Below are 17644 nucleotides of genomic sequence, written 5' to 3'. Positions count from 1 at the left end.
GGGAAGTATGGGACTACGCATTGGTGTCGATATCGGCGGCTCGTTCACCGACTTCGCCGTTTTCAACGAAGCAACGGGTCAGTTGCACAGCCTGAAGGTGTTTTCACGTCCCGATGATCCGGGCCAGGAAGTGCTGCACGGCGTTCAGGAATTGGTGAAACGCTATGGGATCGATCCCGCCGATATTGACTATTTCACCCACGGCACCACCGTTGGCGTGAATGCCGTGGTGCAGAAAAAAGGCGCGAAGCTGGGGCTGATCACCAATCGCTATTTCGAGGATGTGCTGGCACTTGGCAGGCTGAAGACGCCGGATATGTACAGCCTGCATTCGCTGCGTCCGGAACCCCTGGTGTCGCGCGAAAATGTGTTTGGCATTGACGGTCGAATGGATGCGACCGGAAAAGAACTCGCGCCGATTGCAGAACAGAGTGTACTGGCCGCTGTCGCGGGCCTGCGCGATGCGGGCTGTGAAGGTGTGGTGATTGCCCTGCTGCATGCCTATCGCAATCCCGAACATGAGAAGCAGGTTCAGGCTCTGATTGCAGCGGCCGTGCCAGGCTTTTTTGTCTGCTGCTCCAGTGATGTCTGGCCGACTATCCGCGAATTCGAGCGCACGCAAACCGCCGTGATTGGTGCCTATGTTCAGCCACGCGTCGCGCATTATCTCGGTGCTTTGCAGCAGGCACTGACGCAAGCAGGCGTGACCGCTGAGTTGAAAGTCACCAAGTCCAATGGCGGCGTGATGAGCGCAGAGCGCGGTAAAGCCGAGTGCGTGCAGATGATCTTGTCGGGAACCGCATCGGGTGTGATGGGCGCAGCCTGGGTGGCACGCCAGTGCGGTCGTGAGAACGTCATGAGTCTGGATATTGGCGGCACCACCGCCGATGTGGCGCTGATCGTCAACGGAGAAGCGCAATATGACACCGGTGAGTATATCGGTGACTACCAGATTCATATTCCGTCTGTATCCGTCACATCGATTGGTGATGGCGGCGGTTCTGTGGCGCGCGTTGATGAGTTTGGCGTGCTCAAAGTGGGGCCCGAAAGCGCAGGCTCAACGCCTGGGCCAGTGTGTTATGGACGAGGCGGCACGCAGCCCACGATTACCGATGCTTTCGTGTCATTGGGCATTCTTGGCCAGGCAAAGTTGGGCTACAACGCGGTGAATGTGGATGTCGCCGCCGCCAAAGCCGCAATAGGATCGCTGGCCGATCGGCTGGGTCAATCCATCGAAGCAACGGCGGAAGCGATCATCAACGTTTCCGTGTCCGGCATGTACGCAGGAATTAGCCGACTGGTTTCCCGCTTCGGTATCGACCCGCGCGCCTTTTCCCTGATGCCTTTTGGCGGTGCCGGTCCGATGATGGCCTGTTATCTGGCGCGTGCCATGCACATGCGTGAAGTGCTGGTGCCGCTGACGCCCGGCGTGCTAAGTGCATTAGGCGGTTTGGTTGCCGATGTGAAAAACGATTTTGTTCGCATCATTTATGGTGATTTAAGCGCAGAGAGCTTGCCACACCTCGAAGCTGAATATCAGCAACTCGAACAACAAGCGCGCGAATGGCTGAGCCACGAAGTCAGTGATGCCAGCCAGGGCCAGTTTAGCCTCTCGGCGGAGATGCGGTACAAGGGACAGTCGTTCGAGATCGCCACGCCGTTGCAGCGGGATGATTTAGCCAACGGCAACCTGTCATCAATGCGTGAAGCCTTCCATGCGCAACATCATCATTTATATGCCTACAGCGACCGTGATGCGCAGATTCAGGTGGTATCCCTGCGTCTGGTGGTCAGCATGCCGACACCGAAGCCGCAACTCGAACCTTTGCCGCACTCTGACGCCGCACCAATCCCCGCTGGGCATATTGATGTGTGGATGTCGGGCCGTTATCTCACCGTGCCACTTTACCAGCGTGAGCAGCTTGCGGGCGGTCAGTCATTTACCGGACCCGCGGTGATTACCCAGTCCGACACCACTGTCGCCGTATTACCCGATTTCCGCGCCGAGGTGGATGCGCTCGGCAATCTGATCCTCACTGACCTCACCCACACGGCTTAATAAAGGAGTCGCGATATGGCTTTTGATACTTCAGGTCTGCAGATTCTGGCTAACTACTGTGTGGCGGCAGCAGAAAGCATGGCCCATACGCTGGTGCGCACCGCGCATTCGACTTTTGTCAAAGAGACGGAAGACTTCTCTTGCGCCCTGCTCACCCCCGAAGGCCTGGCATTTGCTTCGCCGAAAACCTTAGGTGCCACCTGGTATATCGGTCTCGATTACGGACCGGTACTCGGCATGATCGAGGACTATCGCCCCGGCGATGTGGCGATGACCAACGATGCTTACAGCGGTAACGTCGCGACACACAGCCCGGATATGGTGATGTGGAAACCGGTGTTCTGGCAAGGCAAGCTGGTGTGTTTTGTTGGCGGTCATATTCATAACACCGATGTGGGCGGGGCCGTGCCCGCCTCGCTGTCGCGCACGCTGACGGAGATCCATCAGGAAGGTATCCGTATCCCACCGACTAAGATCGTGCGTGAAGGCGTGCTGGATGAAGCGTTGCTCACGTTGATCAAAACCAATGTGCGTGCGCCGGAACAGAATATGGGTGACCTGCATGCGCAACTGGCGATGCTGGCCAATGGCGAAAAACGCGTGCTGGAGATGATCGCGCATTTCGGTGTGGAAGATTTTCAGCAAGGTATGGTGGCCCTGCTGGATTATGCCGCGCAGCAGGCACAACGCATCCTTGAGAGCGTGCCTGATGGCGATTACTTCTTCGCGGAATACGCTGATGAAGACAGTGTGAACGGCAAACCGATGCGCGTGGCGATGACGCTGAAAATTCGCGGCGGCCGCGCCATCCTTGATTACACCGGCAGCGATCCGCAATTGCTTTCATCCTTGAATATGCCGACCGGCGGCATGACGCGTCACGCGCTGGCGCTGGTCGGCTATCACTATGTGCTCTATACCCTGAATCCCGATATTTTGCTCAACGCGGGGCTGGATCGTGTCGTCGAATGTGTGCTGCCCGAAGGCAGCGTGATGAATGCCGTTTACCCGGCTGCCGTCGGCATGCGCAGTCTGACCTGTAAGTTAACGCATGTACTGACCTTTGGCGCGTTTTCACAGGCGATTCCCGATCGTCTGCCTGCCTGCGCGGCCTGTGGATTGGCGATTCTGAACGTTAAAACCACCAACACCTCGGGCCGACCGGTGATCGCTTCCATTGGTCCGGTGGGCGGCGGTGCGGGCGGCATGCCGTTCGGTGACGGAGAAGAGGGATCGGGGGCTAACGTGGCATTTCTGCGCAATACGCCAGTGGAGATTAACGAAGCGGAAGTGCCGATTCGTATCACCCGCTACTGTCTGGTACCCGACTCCGGCGGTGCAGGAAAATATCGCGGTGGTTCCGGACTAATGATGGAGTTTCAGGTGTTTGCACCTGATACCACCGTGACAGCGCGCAACCGCGATCGCACCCATTTTGCTTCCTGGGGCGTCCTTGGCGGGAAAGCGGGCAGTAATGCCATTTTTGTGAAAAACCCGCAGAGCGAAGCACCAGAAATGCTCGGCAATAGCGATGTGATCCGATGCCAGGCAGGAGATGTGATTCGATTAACCGGAGCCGGTGGCGGCGGATATGGTTCACCGCTGGAGCGTGATCCCCAGCAGGTGTTATCAGATGTGAAAAGCGGCTACGTATCTTCGGCGCGTGCCGAGCAGGATTACGGTGTGGTGATCCGCGAGGGTCTACTGGACGTGGAAGCTACGCAGATGACACGCAACCAACGCTCTGCGACAGCCGCCAGCGTGGCACATTTTGACTTTGGCCCATGGCGTACTCGCTTTGAGCAGAGCTGGACGCCGGAGCGATATCGGGCACTGACTGATATCTTGTCTCGCGTGCCGGTCATATGGCGTTTTCATATCAAGCATCGCCTGTTTGATGCGCTTGCCGCAGCGGAAGCCAGGGGACAAACCGCTCAGGGCGGTCAGGTGATCTATCGACTCTTTGACGAATTGAGTGAGGAGTTCCGGGATTTCCTGCAGGCGTAACGAGGCCTAAAGCCGCAAAAAAAGGGATGCTATCGTCAGCATCCCTTCTCATTTTCGCTGGGTTAGAACGGACCCCAGTTGATCGCCACGCCAATCAGCAGCGTCACCACGCAAATCACAAACCAGATGGCGACGACCGGCGCCACGAATTTAAGCCACTTGCCGAACGAAATATTGGCGGTGGCCAGCGCGGCCATTAATACCCCGGACGTCGGGCTGATGGAATTCACAATCCCTTCGCCCAGCAGCACGGTCTGCACCGTGACCTGACGTGTCAGACCCAGGTTATCACCCAGCGGGGAGAAAATCGGGATCAATAACGCTGATTCGCCCGAACCGGATGAAATGCCGAAGTGCATCAGTGCGGCGCTAATAAACATGCCCACAGCGGCAATCGCAGGCGGAACCGGCGCCAGCATGTCTGACAGGAAGCCGACGATCGGATCGAGGATATTGCCCTGTTGCAGCACCACCGAAATCGCGCCTGCCATCCCGACAATAAAGCCGCCTTTGACCAGCTGAGAGCAGCCGGACAGGAAGGTGTTAGCAATAGCAGAACCGGACAAACGACCAATCAAACCGACCATAATCGACAGAATGATAAACATCGCCGACATCTCGTTGGTGGCCCAATGCAGTTGCACCGTGCCCACCATAAACAGAATCAGCGTCACCGCGCAGGTCAGCAGAATCAGTTTATGACGACCGGTAATCGCCAGCGGTTCAGCGCTTTCCACGGTATTGTCCGCACGCACCTGACCATTTTTACGCATGCGCTTCACGGTAATGATCAGATAGATCGCCACCGTTAACACAAACAGCAGGTTGGTGATGCCGCGCAGTAACATGCCCGAAAACAGCGGCAACTGCGCCAGATGCTGTGTCAGACCGGTGGTTGCCGGGCCAAGAAACGCCACGTTGAACCCTGCCGCGCAGGTCAGGTAGATCAGCGCCATGCCGATCACCGGTGGCAAGCCTAAGGATCGCGCCACCAGCAGACCAATCGGCACAAAGGCCACCACCGAGTTTTGCACCACGCCAGTACTGCCAAGGATGGCGAAGATCACCGCGAAAATCAGGATCAGACGGGTATCGCTGATTTTGGTGCTGCGTGACAGCGAATTCAGCGCCGTGGCAATCGCGCCGGTGGCTTCAATCACCGCCAGCAGCCCGCCGGTGAACAGGATTAGGAAAATGATCGGTGCCGCTTTAATCACGCCCTGCACGATGGCCATGAAAATCTCACCGGGATAAACGCCGGTACGCGCCACTTCATGCAAACTGCCTTTAATGGCAAAGGTCACGCCATTGCGGGTTTCGTGATCAAACTTGCCCGCCGGGATAATCCAGGTGGCGACCGCAGCCAGCACCAGAATGATAAACAGCAGCAGATAAGGGCTCTGCTCGCTCTTTTTCCCTGCGGGTTGCATCGCACTATTTTTCTCAACATTAACCTGCGACATGGTTTTCCCCCAGCATCAAACCCGCCACCAGCGCGGTGCGTGAGGCAATATCGGCAATGATGATGTGTTCGTGACGCGCGTGAATACCTGCGCCGGCCGCACCCAGGCCATCTAAAGTTGGGATACCCAACGCCGCAGTGAAATTGCCATCGCTGCCGCCGCCGACCGATTGACCTTCCACGCTGAAGCCGATCTGTTGTGCCACCGCTTGCGCACGCTGCAGGATAGCCCGCGACTCTGCACTCTGGCGCATCGGCGGACGTGATTGTGCGCCGGTAATCTCCAGCTTAATGCCCGGTAAGTGCGGCTGAATCTGAGTGATCTCGGCGTGAATGCGCTGCGCTTCCTCTTCGCTGGTGACGCGCGTATCGATGCCCAGTACCGCTTTATCCGCCACCACGTTGATGCGATTACCACCTTGCGCAATACCAACGTTAACGGTCGTGCCACGATCCGGTGCATTTAATCCATGCAGGAACAGCACCTGATGCGCCATCTCCTGCACTGCGCTGATACCTTCTTCAGGATTGTTACCCGCATGCGCGGCCTGCCCGGTGATCACGATCTGATACTGGCCCGTGCCTTTGCGCGCCACCTTCAGTGCGCCGGTGCCAGCCACGGCGGGTTCCACCACCAGCACTTGCGATGATCCCAGCGCATGACGAGACAGCCATTCACTGGAGCTTGGGCTGCCCACCTCTTCGTCGCTGCCGCACAGGAAAACGATGCGTTTCCCTGCCAGCAAATCCTGTTCTTTTAACGCGCGTGCCGCCCAAATCGACTGCACCAGTCCGGCTTTCATGTCCAGAATGCCGGGACCGTAGAATTTGCCGTCTTCCTCGCGCATCGACAATTCGCCTTCATCCCAGACGGTATCAAAATGGCCGAGCACCACGGTTTGATCCTCGCCTGAACCCAGCGTGAATTTGAGATGGTTGCCGTAGTGTTCCTGAACATCGATTTCAGCATCAATACCCAGACGCTCAGCAAACAGGGCACGCAGCACGTCGCCACAGCGATCCACCGCTGCCTTGTTCATTGACGGTGACTCAGCTGCCACCAGGGTTTTGATATCTGAGAGAATGTCGTCTGAATGCTGTTGCAAATAACTTATTATATTTTTCATTACTTCTGTCCTCACCAAGTGAATCCCGAGTATGAGGATAAAATTGCGCTTAAAAAATGGGTATAAAACGTTATTATTGTTGACCTGAGAACAACAGATAATGAAAACCTATGGCAATGCTGCTCTATCCTGACAAGTCCATAAGATACTTGTATGAAGTCGGTGTCCATGGCGGCATTCGTCGAGCGGCGGAGGCGCTGGATGTGGATCCTGCGGCCATCAGTCGTCAACTTTCGCAGCTGGCGCGTGATATGCAATTGCCGCTGCTGGAGCGGCGCGGACGCAATGTCGTGCTGACCGAAGCGGGGAAATTGCTGGCTGAGGATTATGCGCAAACGCATCAGCGCAGAAGCCACCTGGAAAGACGTCTGCGTGATTTGCGCCATAAACGCGGCGGCTCGATCCGCATGCGTGTCGGCCAGGGGATGGTCGATGAGGTGGTGAAGTATGTCTTACGGCCTTTTTCGCAAAGCTACCCTGAAGTGTTCATCGATATTTTATCGGGCGATATGCAAACCACGGTGAGCCTGATCACCCGTGGCGAAGTGGATATGGCCGTGGGTTTTGGCCCTCTTGGTCCACCCGGCGTGAAGTGTCACAGTTATCTGCGCGGCCCCATCTGCGCCATTGTGCATCGTGATCACCCTATCGGATTGTATCAACAGGTAGAGGTCAGCGATCTTGCCGAATATCCGCTGATTGGCATGGATAAAGACTTTGGTATTCAGAGCTATATGAATGTCATGTTTAATCAGGAAGGATTGGTGTTCACGCCCGCTTACAGCTGCAACCTGTTTTCCAGTGCGATTGCGCTGAGCCAGGCGGGAATGGGCATTGCCTTTATGACCACGAAAGTGGTGGAAGACGCCCTGGCATCACGCAATCTGATCGCGGTGCCGATCAATCATCGCATCGCCCGCGAGAGCCAGTGCCACCTGTTACGCAGCGCCGACCACCGCTTTACCCCAGCGGCACAGCACCTTTGGCAGCTGCTGTGCCAGTTTTTTGACGGGACGGACGCGAATTAAAGGGTTTTACTGAGACAGATAGACTCGGGTCTCCCCACATAAGGGCCGTAATTGTCTATCTGTTCAAAGCCGTGTTTGAGATAAAACGCCACGGCGCGCGTGTTGATGACACGCGTTGAGAGCTGAATGTCTTTATAGCCCGCTTTTGCCGCCCACTCTTGCAGATAATCCAACAGCGTATCACCCACGCCGGATACGCTGCGATCCGAATACATGCGTTTCAGTTCTGCGACGTCATCCGACAGCGGTCGCAGTGAAGCACAGCCTACTGCTCTGCCTTGTTGATCTTTTGCTAACACCCAGATGGATCGCTTTGCATCAATCGCTTCAGCGCTAAAATGGCTTCTGCCGTTGTTTCCGGTAATCGCCGCCAACTCGGTAGAGAGCTGTTCAATCAGACGTTGAGATTCAGGTGCAAAAGGATCGGCGGGTTCGATAGTGATCATGATGGGCTATCTTCCTGATAGGCGGGCGATGACGCTCATCGCCTCCGGTAAAAACTGCACTTAGCACGTTAAACCGGAAGCGCATCTCTGCCTATTACTTTTGCTGCTGTTTGGCTGCAGCTTCTTTTTGCTGCTTACTGGCCATGTGATGGCCCACAATACAGCCCCCAACCGCACCCATCACGGCATGGTGCGCAACATGTCCCGCTGCGGCACCCATCATCGCGCCTTTCAGGCATCCCTGTGCTTCAGCCTGAGCGCTGACGGCTAAAAACAGGCCTAAAGTGATCACCAGCTTTGACAGATTTTTCATACAACTGTGGTTCCGAAAAGGGATGAAGCTGAGTACGTTACCGATAAATCTGTACGAATTCGTGCACTATTCGCTGAGGCGCAGGATTAAATGAAGGCTGTTGATGAATGGTTGTTGATTGGGGTCTGAGATGGGGTTTCGTCAATCGCCCATTCATCCGCCACATGGGGCGCATCGTCATGCTGTTAAATGCCTGGAGGGACTTTAATTAAGACTGAGAGTGATGCTACAGCAGATGATAGCGCCGCGCGAAGTCAATGAGTTCCACGGCTGAACTGATGTTCAGCTTTAATTTGAGGCGATGTTTATAGGTGCTGATGGTTTTTTCACTGAGCGACAGTTGCGCGCCAATCTGTTTATTGCCCAGGCCTTTTGCCAGCAAAATCAACACCGTCATTTCTCGCGCGGAGAGCATGCGTAAGTGTTGCTCATCACTGGCGCCATAGCGACGATGGGCTGCCGTCGGAAAATCCTGCGCAGGGGCGAAACTGTAGCCGCGCATCACCATGCGTACCGCCTCTTTGAATTCGGTGAGCTGATCGGAGGCGATGACATAGCCATCTGCGCCCGCGTCCAGACAACGCTGCGCGAAAAGCCCACTGTGCGGTGCCGCTATCACCAAAATTTTCATGGCACCACTGAGTGCGCGAAGTGCGGACAGTAGCGTTAAACCTTCAATGTTGTTGATGAGATTGACCACCAGCAAGTCTGGACACAGTTGTTGAACCTGATCCAATGCTTCAACCACAGGCAAGCCTTCAGCTAAGACGATGATGCCGCTGTTTTTCAGCGCCATCACGCGCTCGCGGCTGTGATCTGGATGATCATCGATGATAATGGCGGTTTTCATGGTTTTCTGATGTTCCTTTCAGAGGGTGAATAAACGTCCTTGCATGCTTATCACCTTAGCCCGCGCACACTGTATCGGCTGTAGGAGACTACTTATCTGTTGCGCAAAAATCCGGCGACAGGACGCCGCCGGACATCCGTGATTACCAGCTCCAGCGCACACCGAAAGCCGCATTCCACGGACTGCTGATGTGCCGTCCTTTGCTGGTCGTGGCTTCGGTATAAAGCTGTAGATCAGGTTGAAGCTGAGCAGACATACCTAATGTCATCTCTGCACGCGTACCTGCCAGATCATTGTTGAAACGCTGATCGTTAAGGGTCATGCGGTTGTTGTTTTCCAACTCCTGAATCGCCGATAACCGTACCCACGGCGTTAACTGCGCCCCCTGAGATAAGGTGACTGATTTGCCCACGACGCCGTGCAGCGCAACCTGTTGCGAGCGTGCCGTACCGCTACGGGCCGCCAGGCCATTATTAAAGCGGAAGCTGTCACTCTTCGCCCACAGCGTACTCAACTGTGCCGATGGCTCAACGAACCAGCCATCATCAAGTTGCAGTTTACGTCCCGCCTCAAAGGAGAGACCCAGTGCAGGCACACTAAACCCACCTTTGCTGCGTTCACCGTCCGACATCACGGCATTGGCGCGTGCGTTATAGTTGTTTAGCTTCAGCACGCTGTCGGTAAACCAACCGTCCTGATGCAGCCAACTGCTGTAAGCACCAAGATAGAAGCTGTTGATACTACCGGTGCTGCCCCCTTTGAAATCCAGATCGCTGTTGCTTATACCGCTGAACAAACCGTTGATCACCTGACCGGATTCCACCGCACGCGCGCTGTCCACGCCAAGGGTCACACTCTGTTGATTTTGCTGATACGCCACACCGGCCTGATTATCGACCCGCGTTTTGCTGCCACGAGTTTGAACCCATGCTCCGCCCTCACGGTTGCCTTCACGCACCTCACCCAGACGGCTGCGTAAGGTACTGAGTTCGCTGTACCATGCGGTGGGAATAGCGTTCACCAGACCCAGGGCGCTGGCGGCGGTGGGCGATGGCAACAACGTTCCCCCACTGTTGGTCTTCGCCGCTAACACCCAGTTATTACCGCTTTTTTGCAGGCCGTAACTGTATGCCCCGGCGTCCACTGCACCTCCGGCAAGTCTGAAGACGCCCGCGCCACCGCCACTGGTCACCAGTGTCACGATGCCATCTGGCGCACTGGGTTCTGCACCGCTGTTCTTCACCGACAGTAAATGTGAGCCACTAATATCACCGCTGACATCAATACGATCGGCACTTAGCGCAGCAATATCGCTATTCATCACGAAGCTGCCGTTACCGCTGAGCGTGCTTAAGGCGAGAGTGTTAAAGCCGGATGTCGCGTCACTAAAGGTGACGGTGCCGTTATTATTCAGCTGATTGAGGGACGAGTCGCCATTGAGCCACCAGCTACTGCTGCCATCAATACTGAAGCTGTCTAAACCGGTCACCGCCCCCGCAAGCGAGGACCCCCTGTTCAATGTCAGCGCGATGCGGCTGGTGGTGTCAGTGCGGACATTACCGGTGAGCACCGAACCATTGCTGGCGGTGACTGCGGCTAAAGCATTGCTGTTGCCCTGTAATACATTGCCACTGCTGCTCACCTGGGTATTATCCAGCGTGATATCGCTGACAATACCGCTGATACCCGACGTCACCAGTAAACCGATCCCGCCACTGCCATTGGCACTGAGTTGACTGTTGCTCAGGTTCAGGTTGCCCTCGCGTACCCAGCCCGCCGCCGCATCACTCCCTCGGGTGGTCACGGTTAGCCCATCGCCATTGATGGTTGAGCCGGGATAGGCCAGCAGTCCGGCTGCGCTATCTCCTGAAGTGGTAATCGTGGTGTTCGTTAATGAGATCACCCCACCGCGCGCGGCAAATACGCCAATGCCACTGGTGCCTTGCGTGGTGATGGTATTGCCACTGCCACTGACTTCATTCTCACTGTGAAGCCCATAACTGCCGCTGCCTGATGTACTCAGCACGCTGTCATTAAAAGTGGCTTTACCGTACTGCGCGTTGAGGGCATGGGCGACCGCCCCGTCTGTGGTGATGGTGCTATTGCTGAGGGACAGGGTGGTATCCGCTTGCGCTAACCAGATGCCATCTCCGTAGGTGCCATGGGTCGTGATTTGGCTATTACTGACCTTCGCATTGGAGTAATTATTCACATCAATGCCTTTGCCTGCTTCACTGAGCAATCCGACGTTATCCAATATCGCATCGCCATCCAGCAAATAGATGGCGTCACCTTGCTCGGCGCTGACCGTGCTGTTGCTTAGCGTGATGCTGCCATGCGCACTGTGTGCGGGATTGTAAATTTCAATACCGCGCACAGTGCCCGTCGCGGTAATGGCAATGTCGGAAAAGGTGAGATCTTCCGCCCCCATGATGATGGGCGGTTGATCGGTGAGTGTAGCAAGGGTCACAACAGACCATGAGCCTGCGGTAAGGGCTAACAAGCAGTGGGTGGAAAGTAACGTACGTTTAAATGCCATAATCGCTTCCTTTTTTAATGGCGTGGTGGGTGAACAGCGCGCAGCAGTACGCCGCTCGCGGGAGTCATTCCCCCGAGCGGCATACTGGTTGATGGGGTTAGTTGATCATGCTGGGGCTAGAAGTGACTTCACTGAATCACATCTAACGCGAAGCTGCTGCTGAACTGGGTTGAGCGGCTTACTGTTGCCGCATCCATACTCAATTCAGGTTCGAGCTCCAGCCTGGCGGTGAAACTTTTACCGCTGAGGGGTAAGCCGTTACCACTTGCTTCAAAGCGGGTATTGGCTTTGAGTTGCAACGAAGAGGCCACGGCTTTATCGCCCGCCGTAATATCCCGCAGCTGAACGGACTGGCCGTCTAACTGCGCATCAGAAAGACGCACTTTAAGACGACCGTTATCGCCATAACGCAAGCTGCCATCTGCGGCACGATCGCCTTGCAACGCCAGCTTAATCGGCTGGGCAAACGGGCAGACCACGCTCAACGTCATGGTGCGTTTACCCGGCGTATAGGTGGCACCGTTCCACTCCATTTGACCGCGCGACTGCCGACCATAATCCACCGTGCTATTCCCCACGGAGACCGAACAACGGGGATCGACCGGCACCAGGGGTTGTGGCGCTTCCGACGTGCTGGCACGCAGCGGATTGATCATCAGCAGACTCAGCGCTAGCAGTGACAGTAAATTTTTCATTTCATCTCTCCGGTTAGCGACAAATCGCGTTGGCAGTTTCAAACAATTCATTCGCGGCGGCCTGCTCCGGCAGATCCAGATGGAAGCTGCACAGGGTCTTGCCGGAACTTTGCACATCCATTTTGCCGGCGTTATCGGCATCGGTAATAAAGGCACGTCCCTTCTCGTCCACCGCCGTGACAAACTGCCCTTCCTGGTTGAACACCGCTGCGCTGTAAGGCATCGGTTTGCCGTTCGCATCGGTAAGCGTGGCGAGCACGCGGCGGTTACGAATCACTTCAAAGTTGAGGTGACTGACCGCACCACGCGCGGCCTCGGTTTCCCCCCAGCCGTTGGAAATATCGACGTTCTTCGGCAAAGTTCGGGTATCAACCTGTATGGTCGACTTCTGGAAACCGCTAACGGACGGAATCACGGCATAACCCCGGCTATCGGTCCATGTCGGGCCGCCTGGCGTCTCCAGCCGCACACCTTTCTCTTTCCCTACTTTAGCGATGGCAAAGGTATCAGTGACTTTGTAAGCCGAAGGCGTAATGCCACCGCCATGTGCCACCAGCGAACCGCTGGCGCGGGTGTAATAGCTGGTGTAATGGTCACTGTCGGTACTGACGCTGCCAGAAAGTTGGCTGAGCGGCGTCACCATGTCGATACTGGCGGTACCCGAATTACGCTGGCTGCGGAAGTCACGATCCGTTGCTAACGACCAACCGCGATCCTGACTGGTGCGATTGTCGTAGCGCACGCCGCCGCGCGTACTGTGATTGCTGGTGCTGAGATAACTACTGGTACTTTGATCGTTGCCCAGCGGAATACTGACCGATAGGTAGGCGCGCATGTCCCCTTCGCGCTGACGACCGCCGCTGTCCTTCTCCAGGCTCAACCCCACATAACTGCGCCCAAATGATTTACTCCAGCTGCCACGTAAATAGGTGATGGCATCACCATTAAAGGTGCTGCCACGCGCCCATGAAAAACTCAAACTCCCCAACATGTCATGTGACCAACCCAGACCCAGGCCAATCTGATCGCGGTTGCGATCACCGGCTGATTGCTTCTCACGCACCAGCGCATCGCTCAGTTCACGGTAGCCAATGGTTTGCCGCGTGTAGTTGATATTGGCTGTGACTCTCTCACTGACAGGCTGGCTGAAGCTGGTGCTGGCCAGTACACCCTTATTGGCATGACGATTATCTTGCGCACCGGTGAGCTGCACACCGAGCATGCTCTGCTTCCACAACTGGGCATCCAGCGTTGCGCCAAGTGCACGCCAGGGATCAGAACCAAACACGCCACCGTTCAACATCGTGCCAGGTGAGAGCATCCAGCCGTTTGACAGCGTCGCCATCATGGGCTCTTCGCCACTTCCCTGCTGGTCCAACTTACCGATGCCAAACGACAGCCCCGGCGCGACTGCACCGCCGTTTAACAACAGTGCGGAAGCCGGAACAATAAACTGGCGTTTATCTCCGTTACTCCCCGTTAGAGTCACAGCCAGATCGGTGCGGGTGTTGAGCAGCGGAAAGCCCTGCAACCTGAACGGACCCGCTGGCACCGTGGTGCTATACAACAGCACCCCCGATTGACGGACTTCCACTACGGACTGGCTTTCAGCGATGCCTTCCACTAAACCCGGTCCGCCACGATCGCCCATCAACGCCTGTTCCGGGAACATCTGCACACCCCATACCTGGCCGGCACCAAACATCGAGTTGCCGAGGCTGATCTGCCCGGCCTGCATCACTTTTTTCAAGCCCGCAAAGGTGCGCTGCGCATAGGCATTCTGATGCTGAAAATTATCCACGCCATTAAAGCGGCTTAAGGTCTGACGGCTACGAAAGATCCAGTCCCCTGCGTTAAACCCGGCTTCCGTCCCCAACTGCATAAACTCCAGACCCGCCATGGCGCCGGTTGAACCACTGTATTGCGCGTCGTAGTTCAACAAGCCAGCCGTACCGCCGTGCTGCCAGTTGGTGGTTTCTGCCTCGGGATTGATCGCCTCTGGTGGCACCACCAGTTCAACATGCGATTCGGCGGAGTCCAGGTTCCACTCGGTTTGCGGCCAAACGCTGCTGAGATCGAAACAGCTCTCTTCCGGTTTCATGCCGGGGGGCGTTTTCAGACCCGCCGCGTGAATGAAATCGGCATTGACGCAAGGCTGACCCTTTTCATCAAACTGCACCGCGTGACGTCCACGCTTCGCACCATTGACCTTCAGCTCTACCGTACTGTTGCCGGGCATAAAACGCGGTGCTGCCGCGAATTCGGTCGCCAGCGAAGCCGGTAGCCCTTTGGCTTTGAGTGATTCCACATCAAATTCGGTAAACGATTCCGCCCCTGCAAGTGTGCTGCACGTACTGCACAACACACCGAATACGGCAATCGCCATGCGCGATCTTTTAAATGGTTTTAATTTAGGGGACGGTATCATCGCGGTTATTTCACCAACTGCGCGTCATATGGCTTTTCGCTAAAACCCCAGACATTGGTGGGAATGATGCGGATGCTGGTTGCCGCGCCGCCTTTTTGGCCCTTGTCCAGCGTGAAACTGGCGGATTTGCCCGGCAAGATATAGGTTTGCGGCATGGTCCAGGTGCTGTTATCCGGCAGCGTCGTCACCTGCGGGCTGAAGCGCACCACGTAGGGTGAGTCATTCACTGCGGTAAGCTGATTGCCGGTCTGCTTCCATGTCAGCCGCTTCCAGGGTGCTTCATCCTTCGCCAAACCCGCCGGGCGAATCAACACCGGCAGGTTCTGGCGAATTGACATACGCACCTGATTCTCACCTTTGTTTTGCGGTGGAACACCCTCAAAGGTGACGCGCCCAAGGTGTTCAGTTTTCAGCGGCGTTTTTTCCGTCATGATGAAACGCACTAACTGTTTTTTGCCCGCCTCGACGCGCGCAGCTGGTGGCGTCACGGTGACCAGGCTGGTGATATTGTCGTCTTCGATATTCAGCAGGCCCGTGACCAACAGCAGCGGCGTGTTGTCGGTATTTAATACATTCATTGAAGATTCGCCCTCTGCCTGATCGATAATGGCAACCGGCAATTGCGGCACCATACCGGTAGCCAGTGCAGCGGATGAACTTAAACACAGGGCAACGGCCCCGAACTTAAACAGGGATGGCATTTTCATAGTCGATTCCGATTATTCGGGCGCATGTAAAGGCGCGTTTAATAATATGTTGCGCGAAAACTTTTTTAGAATGAGCTTTCGTCTGCGTGGGATTAATTATGCGAAATAGAATAATGCGGCTATAGCAGAGAAGGCTTACCATCTTGTCAGTAAATACTTACAACACTCTCAAGACAGCGATAAATAAAAACGCCCCGGAGAGTCCGGGGCGGTAATTAATAAACCATAAGATGTTACGGCAGATACACCAGCTCAAGCGTGCTCAGACCATCCAGCTGCACGGTATTGGTCAGGTCAAAGGCTGACTTTTCATTCAGATAAGCCTGAACGCCCAGCTTGCCGCTCAGATTTGTGAAGGCGATTGGGGTGGTGGTGCCGGTGGCTGCCCAGGACACGCCGCGCACGCCTGCAGAGGCCATCAATGTACCCGCAGCAGTACCTGCAGCCCAAACAGGAGATTCAATATTTGGTGCTATTAAATTAGCAACAGATTTTGTATCGGCAACCACTGTGCCTGGTGCGATTCGGATACCGTAGCCACCCACTTTCACGCCATTGGACTCACCCAGACCCGCCACACCAATTGTACCCGTTGATACACCAAAAAGGGCTGCGCTACTTACAGGGATAGCGGCAAATCCTGTCGCTCCCTCAGTTGCCCCTGCAACGGTATTTGGACGGCCATTCACCACTTTAACCGCCACCTTGCTTGGTGCAGTACAGGCAATGGCCAAGTCCAGCTGTTTTTCAGGCAGCAGGGTGAAACCCGTTGCGGCCAGCGTTGACGGGCTCATGGTGCCGTAATCAATGGTGCCGCCACCGCTCAGGGTTGGCGTACAGGTGCCCGGGTCAATACGGCCAATCACTTTCACATCCACATTTGACGCTGCCTGCACATTCAGCGCGGTAGTGGCAATCACGGCCAGAGCCAGCAGGGATTTTTGCATCATTTTCATTCTTTAATTTCTCATCAATGAGTTTATGGAGTATTACCGTGCTGTCCGTTTCAGAGAATTTCTGTCACGCTGATGCAGCGGTCTGGTGGCTATTATGGGTTTTGGTCAGGCCGGCAGATATCAGTGAAGGATTAGCAGGCTGTCAGTAAATACTGACGATTAAAACTATGGGAAGAATTAAGATAAAAACGCCCCGGGTAGTCCGGGGCGATAATAAATAAACAATACAATGTTACGGCAGATACACCAGCTCAATCGTGCTCAGACCATCAAGCTGCACGGTATTGGTCAGGTCAAAGGCTGACTTTTCATTCAGATAAGCCTGAACGCCCAACTTGCCGCTCAGATTTGTGAAGGCAACAGGGGTGGTGGTGCCGGTGGCTGCCCAGGACACGCCACGCACGGTCGCAGAAGCAAGCAAACTTCCCGTAGCGCCAGCAGCAGCTGCAGACCAGACAGGAGATGCGATATTTGACGCTACTAAGTTATCAACAGATTTCGTATCAGCAATCACTGTGCCCGAAGCGATTCGGATACCATAACCCCCCACTTTCACACCATTAGAGAGGCCTAAGCCCGCAACCCCAATTGACCCTGACGAACCAAAAAGGGATGCACTACTTGCTGGGATGCCGGCAAATCCTGACGCACCCTCAATTGCCCCTGCAACCGTATTTGGGCGGCCATTCACGACCTTAACTGCCACCTTGGATGGCGCAGTACAGGCAATCGCGAAGTCCAGCTGTTTCTCTGGCAGTACGGTCAAACCGGTCGCGGCCAGCTCTGAAGGACTCATGGTGCCGTAATCAATGGTGCCGCCGCCACTCAGGGTTGGCGTACAGGTGCCCGGGTCAATGCGGCCAATCACTTTCACGTCCACATTTGACGCCGCCTGCACATTCAGCGCGGTGGTGGCCAGCACGGCCAGTGCCAGCAGGGATTTTTGCATCATTTTCATTATTTATTTTCTCATCAATGAATTTAAGGAATATTACCGTGCTGTCCGTTTCAGAGAATTTCTGTCACG

At 55.4% G+C, this 17644-nt stretch carries 14 protein-coding genes; 3 read left to right on the top strand and 11 right to left on the bottom strand.

Translation table 11 applies throughout. The features are described 5' to 3' along the window. Positions 1–7: 7 nt before the first annotated feature. The gene (locus VH86_RS08510; RefSeq protein WP_045832596.1) at positions 8–2059 is read left to right on the top strand and encodes a hydantoinase/oxoprolinase family protein; all 2052 of its coding nucleotides are present in this window, start codon (positions 8–10) and stop codon (positions 2057–2059) included. Between the two features lie 15 nt (positions 2060–2074). Continuing rightward, entirely contained in the window at positions 2075–4066 is a 1992-nt protein-coding gene (locus tag VH86_RS08505) for a hydantoinase B/oxoprolinase family protein (RefSeq protein ID WP_045832595.1), read from the top strand. A gap of 62 nt (positions 4067–4128) precedes the next feature. On the opposite strand, the gene VH86_RS08500 is transcribed toward VH86_RS08505, so the two are convergent. Beyond that, complete coding sequence (locus tag VH86_RS08500; RefSeq protein ID WP_045832594.1) at positions 4129–5529, bottom strand: YfcC family protein; 1401 nt, start codon at positions 5527–5529, stop codon at positions 4129–4131. After that, positions 5516–6655, bottom strand: coding sequence for a M20 family metallopeptidase (locus tag VH86_RS08495; RefSeq protein ID WP_045832593.1), 1140 nt, complete (start codon positions 6653–6655; stop codon positions 5516–5518). The genes VH86_RS08500 and VH86_RS08495 overlap by 14 nt, the downstream gene beginning before the upstream one ends. A 110-nt stretch (positions 6656–6765) precedes the next feature. Between VH86_RS08495 and VH86_RS08490 the strand changes: the two genes are divergently transcribed. After that, positions 6766–7683: a LysR family transcriptional regulator gene (locus VH86_RS08490; RefSeq protein ID WP_045832592.1), complete on the top strand. Its 918-nt coding sequence runs from the start codon at positions 6766–6768 to the stop codon at positions 7681–7683. Here VH86_RS08490 and VH86_RS08485 read toward each other — a convergent pair. The 9 genes from VH86_RS08485 to VH86_RS08445 form a co-directional block, all read right to left on the bottom strand. Then, entirely contained in the window at positions 7680–8129 is a 450-nt protein-coding gene (locus VH86_RS08485; protein ID WP_045832591.1) for a GNAT family N-acetyltransferase, read from the bottom strand. The genes VH86_RS08490 and VH86_RS08485 overlap by 4 nt on opposite strands. Positions 8130–8223: 94 nt before the next feature. Next, complete coding sequence (locus VH86_RS08480; RefSeq protein WP_045832590.1) at positions 8224–8442, bottom strand: hypothetical protein; 219 nt, start codon at positions 8440–8442, stop codon at positions 8224–8226. Positions 8443–8668: 226 nt separating this feature from the next. Then, positions 8669–9292, bottom strand: a complete 624-nt coding sequence (locus VH86_RS08475) for a response regulator transcription factor (protein ID WP_045832589.1) — start codon at positions 9290–9292, stop codon at positions 8669–8671. Positions 9293–9434: 142 nt separating this feature from the next. Then, entirely contained in the window at positions 9435–11831 is a 2397-nt protein-coding gene (locus VH86_RS08470) for an autotransporter outer membrane beta-barrel domain-containing protein (protein WP_052696583.1), read from the bottom strand. Between the two features lie 128 nt (positions 11832–11959). Beyond that, positions 11960–12526 (bottom strand): hypothetical protein, encoded by a 567-nt coding sequence (locus tag VH86_RS08465; RefSeq protein WP_052696581.1) that lies wholly within the window; start codon positions 12524–12526, stop codon positions 11960–11962. A gap of 13 nt (positions 12527–12539) precedes the next feature. Beyond that, positions 12540–14912 (bottom strand): fimbria/pilus outer membrane usher protein, encoded by a 2373-nt coding sequence (locus VH86_RS08460; RefSeq protein ID WP_052696579.1) that lies wholly within the window; start codon positions 14910–14912, stop codon positions 12540–12542. 47 nt (positions 14913–14959) lie between these two features. Further along, a complete protein-coding gene (locus VH86_RS08455) occupies positions 14960–15661 on the bottom strand; it encodes a fimbria/pilus chaperone family protein (RefSeq protein ID WP_045832587.1) in 702 nt (233 codons plus the stop codon). A 233-nt stretch (positions 15662–15894) separates the two neighbouring features. Continuing rightward, positions 15895–16611 carry a DUF1120 domain-containing protein gene (locus tag VH86_RS08450; protein WP_197080203.1) on the bottom strand — a complete coding sequence of 239 codons (717 nt, stop codon included), beginning with the start codon at positions 16609–16611 and terminating at the stop codon, positions 15895–15897. 238 nt (positions 16612–16849) lie between these two features. Next, positions 16850–17575 (bottom strand): DUF1120 domain-containing protein, encoded by a 726-nt coding sequence (locus VH86_RS08445; RefSeq protein ID WP_045832585.1) that lies wholly within the window; start codon positions 17573–17575, stop codon positions 16850–16852. Between the last annotated feature and the right edge of the window lie 69 nt (positions 17576–17644).

Origin of the sequence: Pantoea sp. BL1 (assembly GCF_000963985.1) — a bacterium.
GTDB classification, from domain to species: Bacteria; Pseudomonadota; Gammaproteobacteria; order Enterobacterales; family Enterobacteriaceae; genus Pantoea; species Pantoea rwandensis_B.
Note: the sequence above shows the minus strand (reverse complement) of the source record. Positions and strands in the feature narration are given on the sequence as shown.

Coding starts and splice junctions, on each gene's coding strand:
- VH86_RS08490 (WP_045832592.1), top strand. CDS start 6,766: ATGGCAATGCTGCTCTATCCTGACAAGTCCATAAGATACTTGTATGAA.
- VH86_RS08480 (WP_045832590.1), bottom strand. CDS start 8,442: ATGAAAAATCTGTCAAAGCTGGTGATCACTTTAGGCCTGTTTTTAGCC.
- VH86_RS08465 (WP_052696581.1), bottom strand. CDS start 12,526: ATGAAAAATTTACTGTCACTGCTAGCGCTGAGTCTGCTGATGATCAAT.
- VH86_RS08470 (WP_052696583.1), bottom strand. CDS start 11,831: ATGGCATTTAAACGTACGTTACTTTCCACCCACTGCTTGTTAGCCCTT.
- VH86_RS08455 (WP_045832587.1), bottom strand. CDS start 15,661: ATGAAAATGCCATCCCTGTTTAAGTTCGGGGCCGTTGCCCTGTGTTTA.
- VH86_RS08485 (WP_045832591.1), bottom strand. CDS start 8,129: ATGATCACTATCGAACCCGCCGATCCTTTTGCACCTGAATCTCAACGT.
- VH86_RS08505 (WP_045832595.1), top strand. CDS start 2,075: ATGGCTTTTGATACTTCAGGTCTGCAGATTCTGGCTAACTACTGTGTG.
- VH86_RS08510 (WP_045832596.1), top strand. CDS start 8: ATGGGACTACGCATTGGTGTCGATATCGGCGGCTCGTTCACCGACTTC.
- VH86_RS08445 (WP_045832585.1), bottom strand. CDS start 17,575: ATGAAAATGATGCAAAAATCCCTGCTGGCACTGGCCGTGCTGGCCACC.
- VH86_RS08460 (WP_052696579.1), bottom strand. CDS start 14,912: ATGGCGATTGCCGTATTCGGTGTGTTGTGCAGTACGTGCAGCACACTT.
- VH86_RS08495 (WP_045832593.1), bottom strand. CDS start 6,655: ATGAAAAATATAATAAGTTATTTGCAACAGCATTCAGACGACATTCTC.
- VH86_RS08450 (WP_197080203.1), bottom strand. CDS start 16,611: ATGATGCAAAAATCCCTGCTGGCTCTGGCCGTGATTGCCACTACCGCG.
- VH86_RS08500 (WP_045832594.1), bottom strand. CDS start 5,529: ATGTCGCAGGTTAATGTTGAGAAAAATAGTGCGATGCAACCCGCAGGG.
- VH86_RS08475 (WP_045832589.1), bottom strand. CDS start 9,292: ATGAAAACCGCCATTATCATCGATGATCATCCAGATCACAGCCGCGAG.